This is a genomic window from Halomonas sp. H5, assembly GCF_050613175.1.
In the GTDB taxonomy this organism is placed as follows: domain Bacteria; phylum Pseudomonadota; class Gammaproteobacteria; order Pseudomonadales; family Halomonadaceae; genus Bisbaumannia; species Bisbaumannia salifodinae.
The window spans coordinates 2909998-2927255 of the sequence record NZ_CP192510.1 but is presented as its reverse complement, the minus strand read 5'-3'; the positions used below and the strand labels follow the sequence as shown (position 1 = coordinate 2927255).

The following is a 17258-nucleotide window of genomic DNA, read 5'->3' as shown; positions in this document are numbered from 1 at the left end:
GGGGGGTGTCTAGGAGACCCGTCGTGCCGCGAAGGGTTCCCCGCCACGGCTGTAAGGAAAGGCCGTGCCGGGTGACTCAAGGCACAAGTGCAGGCAAGCTTGCCTGGTCCCTCTTTCCCGTCTTGGAGACTCTCGTGATGCAGCGGCGTCGTTTTTTCCTGCTTACCCTGGTGGCCATCGCCGTGGCGACCTTCTTCCTCAGTGGTGCCCACGAGTTCCTGACCCTGGCGAACCTTCAGGCCAAGCAGGCCGACTTCCAGGCCTGGTTCGCCGAGGAGCCCTGGCGGGTGGGGGGCGGTTTCTTCGTCCTCTATGTGCTGATGGCGGCATTCTCGCTGCCCGGGGCGACGCTGATGACGCTGCTGAGCGGGGCGCTGTTCGGGCTCGGCTGGGGGCTGGTGATCGTCTCCTTCGCCAGCAGCCTGGGCGCGACCCTGGCCTTCCTGATCGCCCGGACCCTCGCCCAGGCGCCCCTGGAGCGGCGCTTCGCCGGGCAGCTGGAGCGCATCAATGCCGGTATTCGTCGCGAGGGGGCCTTCTACCTCTTTACCCTGCGCCTGATTCCGCTCTTTCCCTTCTTCGTCATCAACCTGGTGATGGGGCTGACCCGCCTGCCCGTGCGCACCTTCTACTGGGTCAGCCAACTGGGCATGCTGCCGGGCACCCTGGTCTATGTGAATGCCGGCCGTGAGCTGGGGCAGTTGGAGTCGCTCTCGGGCATCCTCTCGCCGAGCCTGATCGCCTCCTTCGTGCTGATCGGCCTCTTCCCCTGGCTGGCCCGGGGCCTGGTGGCCCTGATCAAGCGCCGCCGCCTGGCGGCCCGCTACGCCAAGCCGCAGGGTTTCGACTATGACATCGTGGTGATCGGCGCCGGCTCGGCGGGCCTGGTGGCCAGCTATATCGCCGCGGCGCTCAAGGCCCGGGTGGCCCTGGTGGAGCGGGACACGATGGGCGGCGACTGCCTCAACACCGGCTGCGTGCCCTCCAAGGCGCTGATTCGCGCTGCCCGCCTGGCCCAGGAGGTGCGCCAGGCGCCGCGCTTCGGCATTCACGCCGGCGAGCCGCGGGTCGATTTCCCGGCGGTTATGGCCCATGTGCATGACGCCATTCGCCAGGTGGCGCCCCACGACAGCCCCGAACGCTACCGGGGACTGGGCGTCGAGGTGATCCAGGGCGAGGCGCGGCTGACGACGCCCTGGGAGGTCAGCGTCGGCCAGCGCACCCTGACGACACGGCATGTGATCATCGCCAGCGGGGCCCGGCCCCGGCTGCCGGCGCTGCCGGGCCTGGAAACCATCGAACCGCTGACCTCCGAGAACCTCTGGCAACTCGAGTCGCTCCCCGAGCGCCTGGTGGTGCTGGGCGGCGGCCCCATCGGCTGTGAGCTGGGCCAGAGCTTCGCGCGCCTGGGTAGCCGCGTCAGCCTGGTGCAGCGCCGGCCCCAACTGCTGCCCCGGGAGGACGCCGATGTCGCCGAGGTGTTGGCCGGGCAGCTTCGCGAGGAGGGAGTGTCGCTCCACCTGGGCTGGCGGGCGGTGTCCATCGAGGCCGGTCCCAGCCACGGCGATGCGGGCCAGGTGCTGGTCATCGAGCGGGACGGCGACCAGGGCCCCGAGCGGCAGCGGCTGGTCTTCGATCGCCTGCTGGTGGCGGCGGGCCGTGAGGCGCGGGTCGATGGCCTGGGGCTGGAGGCACTGGGCATCGAGACCCGCCCCGATGGCACCCTGGCGGTGGACGAGACCCTGTGCAGCCTGCTGCCCAATGTGTGGGCCTGCGGCGATGTGGCGGGGCCCTATCAGCTGACCCATGCCGGTGCCCATCAGGCCTGGCACGCCACGGTGAATGCCCTGTTCGGCGAGGTGAAGCGCTTCCGGGTCAGTTACCGCAGCCTGCCGGCGGTGACCTTCTGCGACCCGGAGGTGGCGCGGGTGGGGCTGAACGAGCGTCAGGCGCGACGCGAGGGCATCGACCATGAAGTGACTCGCTATGACTTCAGCGAGCTGGATCGCGCCATCGCCGATGGGCAGACCCGGGGCTTTATCAAGGTGCTGACGGTGCCGGGCCGGGATCGCATCCTCGGCGCGAGCATCGTCGGCCATGGGGCGGGGGAGCTGCTCGGCGAGTTTACCCTGGCCATGACCCAGGGCATCGGCCTCAACAAGCTGCTGGGGACCATCCATCCTTACCCGACCTTCTCCGAGGCGGCCAAGGCCAGCGCCGGGGTATGGAAGAATGCCCACAAGCCCGAGCGCCTGCTGGGCGGGTTGCGGCGCTACTTCGCCTGGCGGCGGCGTGGTCGTGGGGCGCCCATGCCACCCAGGCAGCCCTCCCGGGGCTGACGGGGCACGAAAAAGGGGCAGCCAATGGCTGCCCCTTCTCGATGCGTCTGGCGCGTCGCGCTTAGTGCTCGACGCCACCCTCGCCGTGCACATGGCCGTGCTCGGCTTCTTCGTCGCTGGCCTCACGCACGGAGGCGATCTCGACGTCGAAGTTCAGGGTCTGGCCGGCCAGCGGATGGTTGCCATCCACGGTCACGGTGTCGCCTTCCACCTGGGTCACGGTGACCATCAGCGGACCGCCCTGAGTCTGGGCCTGGAACTGCATCCCCGGCTGCACTTCCTCGACGCCCTGGAAGGCGTCGCGGGGCACTTCCTGCACCAGCGCCGGCTGGATTTCGCCATAGCCTTCGGCGGGGGCCACGGTAACCTGCAGCTTTTCACCGGCTTCGCGTCCCTCCAGCTCCTTCTCCAGCCCGGGGATGATGTTCCCGGCGCCATGGAGATAGGTCAGCGGGTCGCGGCCTTCCGAGCTGTCCAGCACTTCACCCGCGTCGTTGGTCAGGGTGTAGTGGAACGCGACCACGGCATTTTGTGCGATTTGCATTGAGGAACCTTTCGATGAGTGCATGTCCTGACAATGGTAACGTGGCGAGTCGGGGGCTGTCAGGGGGATAGGGATTTTTTTCAGCTTCCCGGCCCATGGCATGACGTTGATTCAAGCCGCCCCGGGGCGGTTGCGTGGCCCGGATGGCGGGGCTACCCTAGCTTCACCACTTTTCCCCCTATCACACATCGACCGATGACTCGCGGAGAGCGACCATGACGCTGACCCTGATCTGGCTGATCAGCTTTGCCCTTATCCTGTTGCTGAGCCTCAAGCGCTGGGAGCATGGCCTCGGCCGCTTCTTCGAGCAGAAAATGCCCGAGGTGCTGCGCACCGGCACCGATGAGCGCTGGGTGTGGAGCCCGGCCCTGGCGGTGCTGGGGGCCACCTTTATCGTACGCCCCGTGGATATGCTACTGGTCCTGATCGTGATCGGCCTGGTGGTCTGGCTCGGCGGCAAGCTGGTGTGCTGGGCCATGAGCAAGGCCAAGCTGCACTAAGGCCGAAGCCCCGGGGGAGCTCTTATCCCGAGACGCCGCACCATGAAATACGCAAAAGCCCGCAGCCTTGGCTGCGGGCTTTTCGTTATGGTGTGGGCATGTGGCTTACTTTAGTAGGGCGCCACGCTCATGCTGGCGCCGCTACCGATCAGGCGTACCCGCTGGCCTACCTGGAAGGCCTGGTCGGCCTTCTGGACCACCACGACGCTCTGGCCGTTGTCCTTGCGCACCTCGATCTCCCAGCCGGCGGTACGGTTGACGGAATCCTCGATGCGTGAGCCGGCCATGGCGCCACCGATGGCGCCGGCCGCGGTGGCCAGTTGACGGCCGGAGCCGCCCCCCACCTGATGCCCCAGCATGCCGCCGATCACGCCGCCGCCCACGGTGCCGACCAGGTTGCCGCTGGGGCTATCGGCCTGGATCTGCACCTGGCGCAAGGCGGTGATGGTGCCGAAGGTGACGCTCTGGGCGGTCTGGGCCTGGTTGCCCCGGTAGACATTACCGCCATAGGGGGCGGTGTTGGCACAGCCGGCCAGGGTCAGGGCACCGATGGCAAGAATGGGAAGAAGACGTTTCATGGAAAACCTCCTGGGTTGTACTGCTGAGCCGCTCACTCTGGGTCGGAGCCCGTGGTGGCCCGCGGCGGGGCTATCAGGTTAGAAAACGCTGTTTGTTAACTCGAGTCTATCCAAGCTATGGAGTTTTGACCAGCGTCAGCCGGCCATGTGCCGACCATTCTAGCCCGAAATCGCCCTAGGAATGTGGAAGTCATCGGACATTGGTCGTAGGTGGGGTTGTACATTGTGCGCAGTTGGCGTCAAATCCCGGTCGCCTTTCAGGCCTTGCCGCACTAACAGAATGACCTCTTCCTCTCTATTTTCTTCCTCTCCCGTAAGTAAATTACCTTCCACCTCACTGGTTGGTGTCGATGTAGTCCGGCTACAACCGGCGCTGCGGCCAATGGCGCATTGAGGGATTTCTTGCACTGCACCATAGTGAAATCACGGTTCAGGGCAGGGGATTGTTACCCCGATTCACTGGCCTGATCCCAGCTACGACCGAGGCGCCTTTTTCCTTTGATCCGGGCGCCAGAGGCGAAGGTCTTTTAACGCTTGTGACCCATCGCAGTTGCAGTACCGGGCGCTTACCCGGCCCGGCAAAAGTAGCTAAGGCACCCGATCGCCATCGAAGATGGCTGCCCAAGGCGGACCTCCCTGGGCAGTGATGACCTTACATGAGGAATAACATATGAACTGCACCGAACTGAGCCAACAAGCCGACCTTATCGCCAGCAGCTTCAGCAAGAAGGACCTGGCCAGGCTGGTGATTGCCCTGAAGGGTAAACATGATTCTTTGCAGGATGCCCTGGAGGTGATCGATACCATCGATACTCGTATGGGCTACACCCTCGATGAGGCGTGGGAAGAAGTTCATGCCGGAGAGGCCCGCGCGGCCGCCGTCGACGAGGAATAGCCCCCTCGCTGCCCCGCCCCCACCACCCTTGCCATCCGGCGAGGGTGGTTTTTTGTGCCTGTGCACCCGGGCACTCCCTATCCGTCGGTCGTTGTATCCTCTCCTTCCTTGGCCGCTAAGGTTATCCTTGGCTCTTCTTTGACGCCTGAAGCAAGACGTCGTCGACTGTGCGTTGAGGTCTTATGCACGACTCCATCAAACCCGCTTCTCGCTTATTGGTTGAAGTCAGGGACTGGAGGGAAGTGACACCATGGTGCGCGATGCCTCGATAAGGAGGGGCCCGGGCAGAAGAGAAGAGTCTGGTGAGATGGCGTCGGTATCGCGTCGATATAATGTCGGGGGTCGGGAAGGACCATGTTATCGACACCATTAATAGCGAAGCCAGTAGGTTAATAAGGAGGCAGGGAAGAGGGAGTTTAGGGGGAGGGGGAAAAGAGATAAAAAAGGGGAGGCGATCGCCTCCCCAAAATCCAGTTTCACCGTAGTGCCATGATCAGAACTGATTCATGGTGTTGTCCTTGCCACCGGCCTTGAGGGCTGCATCGCCGTGGAAGAACTCCTTGTGGTCGTCGCCGATATTCGAGCCGGCCATGTCCTGATGCTTGACCGTGGCGATGCCCTCGCGGATCTCGCGGCGCTGGACGCCCGCCACATAGGCCAGCATGCCCTCGTCGCCGAAGTAGCCCTTGGCCAGGTTGTCGGTGGACAGGGCCGCGGTGTGGTAGGTGGGCAGGGTGATCAGGTGGTGGAAGATCCCCGCCTCCCGCGCCGCATCGCGCTGGAAGTTCTGGGTCCACTCGTCGGCCAGGCGGCCCAGTTCGGTGGCGTCGTACTCGGCGCTCATCAGGTTGGCGCGGTCGTAGGCGCTGACGTCCTTGCCTTCGGCCTCCCAGGCATCGAACACCTGCTGACGGAAGTTGAGGGTCCAGTTGAAGGAGGGCGAGTTGTTGTAGACCAGCTTGGCGTCCGGGCAGACCTCGCGGATGCGGTTCACCATGCCGGCGATCTGGCCGACGTGGGGCTTCTCGGTCTCGATCCACAGCAGGTCGGCGCCGTTCTGCAGGCTGGTGATGCAGTCCAGTACCACCCGGTCCTCGCCGGTGCCCGGCTTGAACTGGTAGAGCCCGGAGGCCAGGCGCTTGACCTTGACCAGCTTGCCGTTCTGCTTGATGACCACGTCGCCGTTGTCGATATCGGCGGCGCTCTCGATCTCGTCGCCGTCCAGGAAGGCGTTGTACTGGTCGCCCAGGTCGCCGGGCTCCTTGGTCACGGCGATCTTCTGGGTCAGGCCGGCGCCCAGGGAGTCGGTGCGGGCGACGATGACGCCATCGTCCACGCCCAGTTCCAGGAAGGCGTAGCGCACGGCATTGATCTTGGCCAGGAAGTCCTCGTGGGGCACGGTGACCTTGCCGTCCTGGTGGCCGCACTGCTTCTCGTCGGAGACCTGGTTCTCGATCTGGATGCAGCAGGCGCCTGCTTCGATCATCTTCTTGGCCAGCAGGTAGGTAGCCTCGGCGTTGCCGAAACCGGCGTCGATATCGGCGATGATCGGCACCACATGGGTCTCGTGATTGTCGATCTGGGCCTCGAGCTCGGCGGCGCGGGCCATGTCGCCGGCGGCCTTGGCCTCTTCCAGGGCCCGGAACAGATGGTTGAGCTCCCAGGCATCGGCCTGGCGCAGGAAGGTGTAGAGCTCGTCGATCAGCCCGGCCACGCTGGTCTTCTCGTGCATGGACTGATCGGGCAGCGGGCCGAACTCGGAGCGCAGGGCGGCCACCATCCAGCCGGAGAGGTAGAGGTAGCGGCGCTTGGTGGTACCGAAGTGCTTCTTGATGGAGATCAGCTTCTGCTGACCGATGAAGCCGTGCCAGCAGCCCAGCGACTGGGTGTACTGGGCGGTATCGGCGTCATAGGCGGCCATGTCCTCACGCATGATCTTGGCGGTGTACCTGGCGATGTCCAGGCCGGTCTTGAAACGGTTCTGGGCACGCAGGCGGGCGGCGTTCTCGGGGCTGATGCTCGCCCAGCCGCTACCCATGGCCTCGCGCAGTTGGGTCAGTGCCTTGATATCGTCTTGGTATGACATGGGGCCTTCCTTCCTCAGTGGTATCGAGCCTTCGCCGGGAACCCACAGGTGTCGAGCGATGCTGCACCTGCGAAGTGCTTTCAGGGTCGACCAGCGTCGGGGTTTTGTCTCTGCTGCCTTGGTCGAAGGTTGTGCCGGTTTAAAACGAATGTTTAATGCTCGACTACAGGGTCGTTATCAAACGAACGTTTTTTGCCGGGCTTGCTAAGCACTATGGCCCATGGTTACTGGGCTCAACAATCGACACTTAGGGGAAGAAGGGGTTGTAGTATGACTACAAGAGGGCCGGGGGAGGCCCTCATTATGTAGTGACTTTCCGTTTGGACATGGAGAGGGTGGAAACTCAATCCACTCTCAATCCACCAGGGAGAGGCGCATATTGCGATGCGGAATACCGGCGTCGAGGAAGTCGTCGCCGTAGGCTTCGAAGCCCAGTTGCTCGTAGAAAGGCAGGGCATGCAGCTGGGCGGAGAGCTCCACGCTGGGGTGGCCCTGGGTGCGGGCGGCCTCCACCGCCGCCGCCACCAGGCGCTGGCCGACGCCCTGGCCGCGGGCCTCGGCGAGCACCGCCACCCGGCCGATATGGGCATCCGGCAGCAGGCGGGCGGCGCCCACCGCCACCTCATCCCGGTAGGCCACGAAGTGCAGGCTGATGGCGTCGCGGCCGTCCCACTCCTCCTCCTCGGGCACCTTCTGTTCCACCACGAAGACCTGGTGGCGGATGGGCCCGGCGGTGTCGCCGAGCTCCTCCCAGTCGCCCTGGTGAATGGTGATGGCATCACTCATGGTCGTTCTCCTCGTCATCGAGCGCCGCCTCGTCCAGGGGCCAGGCGAGGCTGCCGCGATTGAGCAGCTCGACCAGCAGGGCGGCGGCGCCGGGGTAGGTCAGGGTCCGGGCATCCAGCGGGGCCTGGGAGGCCAGGGTGCGGGCCAGGTCGGCATCGCAGGCCAGGCCGTCGCCGTCCACGAAGAGGGTGGTCCGGCCGTCGGCTTCCTGGCGCCAGGCGAAGCGCGAGCCCAGGCTGCGCTCCAGCCAGGCGCCGTCCTGTAGCTCGGCGACAAGGTCGTCGGCGGCGAGCGGCGTCTCCTGGGGCACCAGTTGATCCACGTACTTGGGCTGGGTCATCACCCGGCCGAACCACTGGGCGAGCTGCTCGGGGGCGTCCAGGGTCTCGAGAATCAGCCGGCGTATGCGCTCGAGTGCCGCGTCGTCGAGCTCGCCGGGGTCGGCGGGCGGGGCCATGCCAGTATCGCCGTAGCGCAGGGAGGCGGGCAACTGCTCGCCCAGGTAGTCGGCGAAGGAGGTCACCGCCTCGTCGGCGGAGAGCGCCCGGAAGCCCACCGAGAGGGTCATGCAGTCCGCGGACTGGCTGACCCCATGATGGGCCCAGCCCGGCGGCACATAGAGCATATCGCCCGGCTCGAGAAGCCAGTCCTCTCCCGGCGTGACGTCGAAGCGCTCGAGGATGCGCAGGTCGATGCCGTCGAGGATGGGGGCGTCATCGGCGACGCGGCCACCCAGCTGCCAGCGGCGTTGGCCGCTGCCCTGCAGCAGGAAGACATCGTACTGGTCGACATGGGGGCCGACGCTGCCGCCCGGGGGGGCGTAGCTGATCATGATGTCGTCCAGGCGCCAGCGCGGCAGGAAGGCGAAGGACTCGAGGAGCTCGGCCACCTGGGGGACATAGTGATCCACCGCCTGGACCAGCAGGGTCCAGTCCCGCTCGGGGAGCCTGGCGAAGGTGGGATCATCGAAGGGGCCGTGGCTGACCTGCCAGGGGCCCTGGGGGCCTCGTTCTTCCACCAGGCGTGCCTCCACCCCGGCCTCGCAGGCCAGGCCGGCCAGCTCGTCCGGCTCCAGGGGGCACTGGAAATCGGGGAAGGCACCGCGAATCAGCAGCGGTTTCCGCTGCCAGTAGTCGCGCAGGAAGTCGGCGGCGCTAAGGCCGCCGAGCATGGGCAGTGGCGTATTGGAGGGCATGGGGACCACCTCGTTATTGACGCAGAAGCCTTGGTGGCTTGGAGTCGTGGCTTCGAGCCGCGGCTGTCCCGGCGACAGGCCTGTACGAGGGCGCTGTAAATACCTCCCTGTACGCTACCGATTCCTTCCCTGGTAATCGGACTCTCTTCAGGCCTGTCCCCGGCGCCGCTGATCCTTTTGGCGCTCGGCGCTCGGCGCTCGGCGCTCGGCGCTCGGCGCTTAGAGCTTACGCGCTTGCTCGACGGCATTGCCGATATAGCCGGCGGGAGTCAGGGCCTTGAGTTCGGCCTTGACCGCGTCGGGCAGCGCCAGGGTATCGATAAAGGCGGCGAAGCCGGCCTGATCGATGCGCTTGCCGCGGGTCAGCTCCTTGAGTTTCTCGTAGGGCTTTTCGATGCCGTAGCGGCGCATCACCGTCTGGATCGGCTCGGCGAGCACCTCCCAGCTGGCATCCAGGTCTTCCGCCAGGCGCGCCGGGTTGGCTTCCAGCTTGCCGATGCCCTTGAGGGTCGCCTGGTAGGCGATCAGGCCGTAGGCCAGGCCCATGCCCAGGTTGCGCAGCACCGTGGAGTCGGTGAGGTCGCGTTGCCAGCGGGAGATCGGCAGCTTCTGGGCCAGGTGGCCGAGCACCGCATTGGCCAGCCCCAGGTTGCCTTCGGAGTTCTCGAAGTCGATGGGGTTGACCTTGTGGGGCATGGTGGAGGAGCCGATCTCGCCGGCCACGGTGCGCTGCTTGAAGTAGCCCAGGGAGATATAGCCCCAGACGTCCCGGTCGAAGTCGATCAGGATGGTGTTGAAGCGGCACACCGCGTCGAACAGCTCGGCGATATAGTCGTGGGGCTCGATCTGGGTGGTGTAGGGGTTGAAGGTCAGCTCCAGCCCTTCCACGAAGGCCTTGGCGTGGGCCGCCCAGTCGATCTCCGGGTAGGTGGCCAGGTGGGCGTTGTAGTTGCCCACGGCGCCGTTGATCTTGCCCAGCAGTTCGACGCTTTCGATCTGCGCGAGCTGGCGGCGCAGGCGGTAGGCGACGTTGGCCATCTCTTTGCCCAGGGTGGTGGGGCTGGCGGTCTGGCCGTGGGTGCGCGACAGCATCGGCTGGTCGGCGTGGGCCTCGGCCAGGCGCGCCACCTCGTCGACGACCCGGCGCATCTCCGGCAGCAGCTCGGCCAGGCCGCCCTTGAGCATCAGGGCGTGGGAGAGGTTGTTGATGTCCTCGCTGGTGCAGGCGAAGTGCACGAACTCGGTGATGGCGTGCAGTTCCGGCTGGCCCTCGATCTTCTCCTTGATGAAGTACTCCACCGCCTTGACGTCGTGATTGGTGGTGCGCTCGATTTCCTTGATGCGCTCGGCGTCCTGTACCGAGAAGTCGCGCACCAGGGCCTCCAGGAAGGCCACCGCCTCGGCGGAAAGCGGCGGCACCTCGGTGATCTGGGAGTGGCCGGCCAGGGCCTGCAGCCAGCGAATCTCGACGGTGACCCGGGCCCGGATCAGGCCGAACTCGCTGAAGTGTTCACGAAGGGCCGCGGCCTTGTCGGCATAGCGGCCATCGACGGGGGAGAGGGCGGTAAGGGCAGAGAGTTGCATGGGTTCGATCCGTACTGGGTGAAGGGTCAATTCAGGGCGTCGAGGGCGCGTTGCATGGCCTTGCGCTGGAAGATCAGCTTCCAGCGCCGCCCGCCCTGCTGGTGCCAGAGCAGGGCGAAGCGAATACCGGTGAGCAGGGCGGCGCGCACCCGCTCCGGCATGCCGCGGCTCTGCAGCAGCCCCGGGTCGCCCTGCACCACGATGCGGTACTTGAAGTTCGACAGGGTCTGCTGATAGAGCTCGCCGAGGCTGGCCACCACGTTCTCGTGCTGCTCGCCGAAGTGTTCGGCCTGGCCCTGGATGCGCGGCAGTTCCTGGCCGAGGGTGGCCATCATCCGGTCGTTCTTGCGCAGCTTGTTCATCAGCAGCAGCAGCGAGAAGCCATAGCGCAGTACCACCGGGTTCTGCTGGCGGCGCCCGAGCACCGCCTCCAGCACCTCGAGGCCCTGACGCAGGTGGTTGGGGTGGCCGCCATAGATCGCCTCGAAGCTCTCCGGGTCGGTATCCAGGGTGGCGTGGAGCAGGGTGTTCCAGGCGCGCTCGTCGGCCTGGCCGGTGCGGGCCAGCTCGTCCACCACCCGGGCGGCCTGGAAGACCCCCGCCAGGGCCAGGGCCTGGCGGGTGGTGGCATCATCGGCGGAGCGATGGATGGGCGTCGGGCTCATGAGGCGGCCTCCGCCCGGTTCCAGGTCGCGCGGATCACCCCGCCGCCGAGGCAGATCTCGCCATCATAGAGCACCAGGGACTGGCCCGGGGTCACCGCTCGCTGGGGGGCATCGAAGCGGACCTCGACGCCGCCGTCGTCTCGAGCGTGCATCACGCAGGGCACGTCGGACTGGCGGTAGCGGGTCTTGGCGGTGAGCCGCGCTTCGATTGCCGGCGGCCTGCCGGCGACCCAGTCCATGGCCTCGGTGGCCAGGCTGTCGCTATAGAGCAGCGGGTGGTGCTTGCCCTGGACGGCGACCAGCACATTGCGCTCCAGGTCCTTGGCGGCCACGTACCAGGGCGCCTCGGAGTGGTTGGGCAGGCCGCCGATGCCGAGTCCCTGACGCTGGCCCAGGGTGTAGTACATCAGCCCCAGATGCTCGCCGATGACTTCCCCCTCCGGAGTCTCGATGCGTCCCGGCTGGGCCGGCAGGTACTGTTGCAGGAAGTCGCGGAAGCGCCGCTCGCCGATAAAGCAGATGCCGGTGGAGTCCTTCTTGCGGGCGGTCACCAGGTCGTGGCGTTCGGCGATGGCGCGCACCTCGGGCTTCTCCAGCTCGCCCACCGGGAAGAGGGTGCGGGCGATGGCGGCCTCCGGCACGGCGTGCAAAAAATAGCTCTGGTCCTTGTTGGGGTCCAGCCCCTTGAGCAGCCGCGGCCGGGTCTCGCCGTCGAGGCGGCCGAGTGCCTCGCCCTGGCGCACATAGTGGCCGGTGGCGATCTTCTCGGCGCCGAGCATCTCGGCATAGTCCAGGAACACCTTGAACTTGATCTCCCGGTTACACAGGATGTCCGGGTTCGGCGTGCGTCCGGCCCGGTACTCGGCCAGGAAGTGCTCGAAGACGTTGTCCCAGTACTCGGCGGCGAAGTTGGCGGTATGCAGCTTGATGCCGAGCTTCTCGCACACGGCCTGGGCATCCGCCAGGTCCTCCTTGGCGGTGCAGTACTCGGTGCCGTCGTCCTCGTCCCAGTTCTTCATGAACAGGCCTTCGACCTGGTAGCCCTGCTCGAGGAGCCGCAGGGCGGACACGGATGAATCGACACCGCCGGACATGCCGACGATGACCTTGCCAGGGGGGGCAGTCATGGGCGCTCTCGGGTTGAATGGGTCGCAAATCAAATGGTCGGGGATTATACCGCATGTTGCGGTCGGGCTCATCCGCGGGTGATGGTCGCGCGAATAATTGACCGGCCGGCCAGTTAGGGCTATCTTCGCCGCATGAACCAGAAAATCCAGACCCGTGACCCCGAACTGACCCGGGCCCGCATTCTCGATGCGGCCGAGGCCCTGTTCGTCGAGCAGGGCTTCTCCGCCGTCAAGCTCAGCGAGTTGGCGCGTGCGGCCGAAGTCACCAAGAGCCTCATTCATCACCACTTCGGCAGCAAGGAGCGGCTGTGGGAGGCGGTCAAGAATCGTGCCTTCGAGCGCTACTTCACGGCCCAGATGGCGTTGTTCGAGGAGGCCGGGGAACCGGATGCGCTGCTCTTGCGACACTCCGTGGAAGCCTATTTTCATTTTCTGCGCGACAACCCCGGCGTGGTGCGGCTGTTCGCCTGGACCCATCTGGAGGGGGACAGTCACTGCGGCGAGCTCGATCATCAACTGGTGGGGGCGGGGGCCGAGTGGATTCGCCAGACCCAGCAGCGTGGCCTGCTGCGTCAGGATATCAACCCGACCCACGTGATCGCGGTCTTCGTGATGACCTGCACCCAGTGGTTCGAGGCCAAGTGTCATCACGAGAGCTGGCCGGGCATGGGGTCCGACGAGGCTTTCCTGGAAGATTTCCTGAAGATCTTTATGGAAGGCGTAACGCCCCGGGACTAGGCGTTTTTTTGCGGCGGTAACTGACCGGTCGGCCAGTTCATTGGCGGGCCAATCAACACCGATCGAGGGAGGGTGGGGCGATGAGGAAGGGGGAGCGTGCAAGCCTGGCGGTGTCGCTGATGCTGGCGGCGGCTCTGTTAGTGGGCTGTGATGCGACATCGGCACCACTCGAGCGAATCGAGGCGCCGTTGCCCGGCGTGCGCAGTGACGCGGTGCGGTTGGTGCCGGACGAGGTGAGGTATCGCTTTCCCGGTGTAGTGCGGGCTCGCGAGCGTGCGGCTCCCGCCTTCCTGCATGACGGCGTGCTGCGGGAGCGCCACGTCGTGCGCGGCCAGCGGGTCGAGGAGGGGGAGCCGCTGGCCATGCTGCACAACCCGGCCATGGCGCCGGCACTCGCCGCGGCCGAGGCGCGGGTGCGCGAGCTCGATGCCAGCCTGAGCCGACTGGGGCGCGATGTGGAACGCGCCCGTACCCTGCGCGAGCGCAACCTCAGTAGCGAAGAGGCCCTGGACCGGCTGCGCTCGGAGCGTGGGGCCCTGGCCCAGGCGCGAGAGCAGGCCCTGGCTCGGCGCGACGAGGCCCGGGCGCAGCTCGAGGAACTGACGCTGCGTGCGCCCTTCGCCGCCGAGGTGACCGACCTCGATGCCGAGCCCGGCGATTTCGTCGCGGCCGGTCAGCCGATCCTGCACCTGGCCGGGGTGGCCGAGCGTGAGGTGGCGATCCGTGTGCCGGCGAATCTTGCCGTACGGCTGGAACCCGGGCAGGCGGCCAGCGTCGCGCCGACGTTCGGCGCCCAGCGCATCGCCGGAGAGGTCGTCCATGTCGGGCGCGCGGGAGAGACCCTGGCCCCGGTCATCATCGCCCTTCCCGCCGAGTCCGCCCCGGCGCTGGGCGAGCCGGTACGGGTGCAGTTCGAGATCGCCGGGCCGCCGGTCAGGCGGGTGCCGCTGGCGGCGGTGGTCGATCCCTCCGGCAGTGCGCCCTATGTGCTGGCGCTGAACGAAGACGACAGGGTCCGGCGCACGCCCGTGACGCCGGGACGCCTGGCCGGCGGCTGGGTCTCGGTGAACGGCGAGGGGCTGGCGCCGGGTGACCGAGTGGTGACGGCGGGGCAGGGACGCCTGGAAGCGGGCATGCGGGTGAGGGTGTTGCCATGAGCTGGCTGCTCGCCTCGCTGCGTTACCAACGCCTGACCCTGACCGTGACGCTGCTGCTGGCCCTGCTAGGCCTGGTGGCCTGGATAGCGATGGATCGTCAGGAGGATCCGTTCTTTCCCTATCGCTTCGGCCAGGTACTGGTGCCCTATCCCGGCGCGGAGCCGGAGCAGGTCGAGCGGCTGGTACTCAACCCCCTCGAAGAGGCGCTGGCCCAGGTCGAGGAGGTCAGCGACATCATCGGCACCGCGCGTCTCGGCGTGGCCCACGTCACCCTCGAGATGCACGAGCACGTCTATGACACCGATGCCGCCTGGGAGCAGGTGCGTATCGCCGTGAACCGCGCCACACGCCAGTTCCCCGACGGCGTGGGCGAGGCCGAGATCAGCGATCGCGACTCCGATACCCACGGCATCGTGCTGGCGGTGACCGGCTCGGACGATCTGCTCGAGCTGCGCGAGGCGGCCAAGCGCCTGCGCCGCGACCTGTTCCGGCTCAAGGAGGTTGCCCGCATCGACCTGCTCGCCGACCCGGGGCAGCAGGTGGTGGTCGGCTGGGACGATACGCTGGCCGAGATGACCGGACTGGATGCCCGGGCGCTCGGCGATCAGCTCGCCGTGCGCAACCTGACCTCCCCAGGCGGGACCCTGGCGGTGGCGGGACGCTCCCTGGTGCTTGATCCGCTCACCGAGTTCGGCTCCCTGGACGAGCTCGCCACCACCCCGATTCGCACCCGACAGGGCGAGCTGGTGCCACTCGGCGAGCTGGCCGACATCAGCCTGGCCCCGATCGAGCCCGCGACCGCGCGGATGTGGCACGACGGTCGCCCGGCGGTGGCGCTGGGGCTGGTGCTCTCCAGCGATCGGGTCAATGCCGTGCGCTTCGGCGCGCGGCTGCAGGCACTGATGGATGAATTGCGTCCGGCCTATGCCCCGCTCGCCATCGAGGAGACCTTCTATCAACCGCGTTGGGTCGAGCGCCGCCTGGCGGAACTGGGCCGGTCGCTGCTGTTGGGTGTTGCCATTCTGGGCGTGCTGCTGTTCCTGTCCATGGGGTTACGGCTCGGGCTCGCGGTGATGGTGATCGTGCCGCTGGTGACCTTCTCTTCGCTGGCTCTCTACGCCATGGGGGGCGGCGTGCTGCACCAGATTGCCGTGGCCGGCATGGTGATCGCGCTGGGCATGCTGGTGGATAACGCTATCGTGATGGTCGAGAACATCCAGTACCACCGGGATCAGGGGCATTCGGCCATGCAGGCCGTGACCCGCTCGGTGCGGGAGCTGGCCACGCCTCTGCTGGCGGCCACCGGCACCACCCTGGCCGCCTTCGTGCCGCTGCTGCTGTCCAGCGGCAACACGGCCGACTTCACCCGCGCCATTCCCCTCATGGTGATGCTGACCCTGGCGGTGAGCTACCTCTATGCCGTCTTTGTCACCCCGGTGTTCGCCGCCGGCATCCTCAAGCCCCGGCCGGCGGTACGTCGCGAGCGGCTCCAGGCCATAGGCCGGCGTATCGGCCGGGTGGCCGTGCGCTGGCCGCTGGCGGTGCTGGCGGGGACGGGCGCTCTGCTGGTGGCCGCCATTGCCATGCTGCCGCTGCTCGATCACGACTTCTTCCCCGACACCGATCGCAACCAGTTGGTCGTCGACCTCAACTTTCCCGAGGGTACCCACCTCGATCACACCGCCTATCGGGCCGAGGTGCTGGCCGCCGAGCTGGCCGTCCGTCCGGCGGTGCAGGCGGTGCACCGTTTCGTCGGCTTCAGCGGGCCGCGCTTCTACTACAACCTGGTCGAGCAGCCGCGCCAGTCGCACCTGGCGCGACTGGTGGTCGCGGCCGATGGTGCCGACGACCTGCCCGCGCTGATGGCCTGGGTGAGGGCCGTGGCGCCGGAGTGGCTGCCTGAGGCCGAAGTGGTGGTGCGCCGGCTGGGGCAGGGGCCGCCGCTGGAGGCGCCGGTGGAGATTCGCGTGTTCGGTGAGGATCGTACCGCCCTGGCCGATGCCGCCGGCCGTATCCTCGGCGTGGTGCGCGAGGCCGAGGGAGCTCGCGATGCGCGTCATCGTCTGGGCGAGGGACTGGCCACCCTGCGGGTCGAGACCGACGATGCCCGCGCTGCCGAGTACGGCCTCTCGAGACACGACGTGGCCAGCGCCCTGGCCGGTGCCAGCCGCGGGATCGAAGTCAGCGCCTGGCGTGCCGGGCGAGACCCGGCCCCCTTGCTGGTGCGTGCCCCGGAGGGTGAACGCTTCCCCCACGAGGGGCTCGAAGGGTTGCGCCTGACCGCGGCCGATGGACGCTCATTGCCGCTCGGTGAGATCGCCGCGCTGGAGGCATCCTGGCGTCCGGCGGTGATCCAGCATCGCGGCCTGCAGCGCATGACGGCGGTGCTGGCCGAGGTGGCGGATGGCTGGACCTACGATGGGGTGCTGGGCGAGCTTATGCCGCGCCTGGCGGCGCTCGAGCTGCCCCCCGGGGTCAGCTACACCCTCGGTGGGGCGGCGGAATCGGCCGGCGATGCCAATACCGCGCTGTTTCAGACGCTGCCCTTCGGTGGCCTGTTGCTGATCGTCTTCCTGCTGGCCCAGTTCAACTCCTTCCGCCAGCTGTTTATCGTGCTGGCCACGCTCCCGCTGGCGATCATCGGCGTGGTGCCGGGGTTGTGGCTGACCGGCCAGCCGTTCGGCTTCACCGCCATCCTCGGCGTGGTGGCGTTGGTGGGTATCGTGGTCAACAACGCCATCGTGCTGATCGACCTGATGAACGCCAACCGGCATCAGGGTGAGCCGGTGAGCGAGGCGGTGGTCTCGGCGGTGGCTCGGCGCACGCGGCCGGTGCTGCTCACCACGGCCACCACCGTGGCCGGCCTGGTACCCCTGACCCTGACCCAATCGACGCTGTGGCCGCCGATGGCCTGGGCGATCATCTCCGGGTTGGTGGCCTCCACCCTGCTGACGCTGCTGGTGATCCCGGCGCTCTATCGCCTGCTGATCAGGCATTGAGGAGGCACAGGGCAATCGTCGGGGGCGTGTGGCCGGGGCGGCGCTCGGGAGGGCTCGCCTGCGAG

Annotated in this window: 14 protein-coding genes; 6 read left to right on the top strand and 8 right to left on the bottom strand. The window is 66.9% G+C overall.

Annotated features, from left to right (window positions below):
- Positions 1-137: 137 nt before the first annotated feature.
- Positions 138-2339 (top strand): FAD-dependent oxidoreductase, encoded by a 2202-nt coding sequence (locus ACQ1W9_RS13610; RefSeq protein WP_431023848.1) that lies wholly within the window; start codon positions 138-140, stop codon positions 2337-2339.
- Between the two features lie 61 nt (positions 2340-2400).
- Here ACQ1W9_RS13610 and ACQ1W9_RS13605 read toward each other — a convergent pair whose 3' ends face one another.
- The gene (locus ACQ1W9_RS13605; protein ID WP_346062008.1) at positions 2401-2883 is read right to left on the bottom strand and encodes an FKBP-type peptidyl-prolyl cis-trans isomerase; all 483 of its coding nucleotides are present in this window, start codon (positions 2881-2883) and stop codon (positions 2401-2403) included.
- A gap of 215 nt (positions 2884-3098) precedes the next feature.
- On the opposite strand from ACQ1W9_RS13605, the gene ACQ1W9_RS13600 reads away from it, so the two are divergent.
- Positions 3099-3383, top strand: coding sequence for a hypothetical protein (locus ACQ1W9_RS13600; RefSeq protein WP_346062007.1), 285 nt, complete (start codon positions 3099-3101; stop codon positions 3381-3383).
- A gap of 110 nt (positions 3384-3493) precedes the next feature.
- Here ACQ1W9_RS13600 and ACQ1W9_RS13595 read toward each other — a convergent pair whose 3' ends face one another.
- Complete coding sequence (locus tag ACQ1W9_RS13595) at positions 3494-3961, bottom strand: glycine zipper 2TM domain-containing protein (protein ID WP_346062006.1); 468 nt, start codon at positions 3959-3961, stop codon at positions 3494-3496.
- 670 nt (positions 3962-4631) lie between these two features.
- Here ACQ1W9_RS13595 and ACQ1W9_RS13590 point away from each other — a divergent pair.
- Positions 4632-4856 carry a hypothetical protein gene (locus ACQ1W9_RS13590; RefSeq protein ID WP_346062005.1) on the top strand — a complete coding sequence of 75 codons (225 nt, stop codon included), beginning with the start codon at positions 4632-4634 and terminating at the stop codon, positions 4854-4856.
- Positions 4857-5349: 493 nt separating this feature from the next.
- Here ACQ1W9_RS13590 and ACQ1W9_RS13585 read toward each other — a convergent pair whose 3' ends face one another.
- The 6 genes from ACQ1W9_RS13585 to mnmA form a co-directional block, all read right to left on the bottom strand.
- Entirely contained in the window at positions 5350-6942 is a 1593-nt protein-coding gene (locus tag ACQ1W9_RS13585) for an isocitrate lyase (RefSeq protein ID WP_431023847.1), read from the bottom strand.
- A gap of 354 nt (positions 6943-7296) precedes the next feature.
- A complete protein-coding gene (locus ACQ1W9_RS13580; protein ID WP_346062003.1) occupies positions 7297-7728 on the bottom strand; it encodes a GNAT family N-acetyltransferase in 432 nt (143 codons plus the stop codon).
- Entirely contained in the window at positions 7721-8923 is a 1203-nt protein-coding gene (locus ACQ1W9_RS13575) for a JmjC domain-containing protein (protein ID WP_431023846.1), read from the bottom strand. The genes ACQ1W9_RS13580 and ACQ1W9_RS13575 overlap by 8 nt, the downstream gene beginning before the upstream one ends.
- A 219-nt stretch (positions 8924-9142) precedes the next feature.
- Complete coding sequence (gene purB / locus ACQ1W9_RS13570) at positions 9143-10507, bottom strand: adenylosuccinate lyase (RefSeq protein ID WP_431023845.1); 1365 nt, start codon at positions 10505-10507, stop codon at positions 9143-9145.
- A 26-nt stretch (positions 10508-10533) separates the two neighbouring features.
- Positions 10534-11172 (bottom strand): high frequency lysogenization protein HflD, encoded by a 639-nt coding sequence (gene hflD, locus ACQ1W9_RS13565; RefSeq protein ID WP_346062000.1) that lies wholly within the window; start codon positions 11170-11172, stop codon positions 10534-10536.
- On the bottom strand, positions 11169-12299 hold the full coding sequence (gene mnmA / locus ACQ1W9_RS13560) for a tRNA 2-thiouridine(34) synthase MnmA (RefSeq protein WP_431023844.1): 1131 nt from the start codon (positions 12297-12299) through the stop codon (positions 11169-11171). Before mnmA ends, hflD begins: the two co-directional genes overlap by 4 nt.
- Positions 12300-12431: 132 nt before the next feature.
- Between mnmA and ACQ1W9_RS13555 the strand changes: the two genes are divergently transcribed.
- The 3 genes from ACQ1W9_RS13555 to ACQ1W9_RS13545 all read left to right on the top strand — a co-directional run bounded on the left by ACQ1W9_RS13555 (position 12432) and on the right by ACQ1W9_RS13545 (position 17193).
- Positions 12432-13037: a TetR/AcrR family transcriptional regulator gene (locus tag ACQ1W9_RS13555; protein ID WP_346061998.1), complete on the top strand. Its 606-nt coding sequence runs from the start codon at positions 12432-12434 to the stop codon at positions 13035-13037.
- Between the two features lie 80 nt (positions 13038-13117).
- Positions 13118-14194 (top strand): efflux RND transporter periplasmic adaptor subunit, encoded by a 1077-nt coding sequence (locus tag ACQ1W9_RS13550; protein WP_431023843.1) that lies wholly within the window; start codon positions 13118-13120, stop codon positions 14192-14194.
- A complete protein-coding gene (locus ACQ1W9_RS13545) occupies positions 14191-17193 on the top strand; it encodes an efflux RND transporter permease subunit (RefSeq protein WP_431023842.1) in 3003 nt (1000 codons plus the stop codon). Before ACQ1W9_RS13550 ends, ACQ1W9_RS13545 begins: the two co-directional genes overlap by 4 nt.
- Positions 17194-17258 lie beyond the last annotated feature (65 nt).

Bases quoted from the DNA above. Each gene is read 5' to 3' on its own strand.
- ACQ1W9_RS13605 (WP_346062008.1), bottom strand. From the start codon at position 2,883: ATGCAAATCGCACAAAATGCCGTGGTCGCGTTCCACTACACCCTGACC.
- purB (WP_431023845.1), bottom strand. From the start codon at position 10,507: ATGCAACTCTCTGCCCTTACCGCCCTCTCCCCCGTCGATGGCCGCTAT.
- ACQ1W9_RS13600 (WP_346062007.1), top strand. From the start codon at position 3,099: ATGACGCTGACCCTGATCTGGCTGATCAGCTTTGCCCTTATCCTGTTG.
- ACQ1W9_RS13595 (WP_346062006.1), bottom strand. From the start codon at position 3,961: ATGAAACGTCTTCTTCCCATTCTTGCCATCGGTGCCCTGACCCTGGCC.
- ACQ1W9_RS13610 (WP_431023848.1), top strand. From the start codon at position 138: ATGCAGCGGCGTCGTTTTTTCCTGCTTACCCTGGTGGCCATCGCCGTG.
- mnmA (WP_431023844.1), bottom strand. From the start codon at position 12,299: ATGACTGCCCCCCCTGGCAAGGTCATCGTCGGCATGTCCGGCGGTGTC.
- ACQ1W9_RS13575 (WP_431023846.1), bottom strand. From the start codon at position 8,923: ATGCCCTCCAATACGCCACTGCCCATGCTCGGCGGCCTTAGCGCCGCC.
- ACQ1W9_RS13590 (WP_346062005.1), top strand. From the start codon at position 4,632: ATGAACTGCACCGAACTGAGCCAACAAGCCGACCTTATCGCCAGCAGC.
- ACQ1W9_RS13545 (WP_431023842.1), top strand. From the start codon at position 14,191: ATGAGCTGGCTGCTCGCCTCGCTGCGTTACCAACGCCTGACCCTGACC.
- ACQ1W9_RS13585 (WP_431023847.1), bottom strand. From the start codon at position 6,942: ATGTCATACCAAGACGATATCAAGGCACTGACCCAACTGCGCGAGGCC.
- ACQ1W9_RS13580 (WP_346062003.1), bottom strand. From the start codon at position 7,728: ATGAGTGATGCCATCACCATTCACCAGGGCGACTGGGAGGAGCTCGGC.
- hflD (WP_346062000.1), bottom strand. From the start codon at position 11,172: ATGAGCCCGACGCCCATCCATCGCTCCGCCGATGATGCCACCACCCGC.
- ACQ1W9_RS13550 (WP_431023843.1), top strand. From the start codon at position 13,118: ATGAGGAAGGGGGAGCGTGCAAGCCTGGCGGTGTCGCTGATGCTGGCG.
- ACQ1W9_RS13555 (WP_346061998.1), top strand. From the start codon at position 12,432: ATGAACCAGAAAATCCAGACCCGTGACCCCGAACTGACCCGGGCCCGC.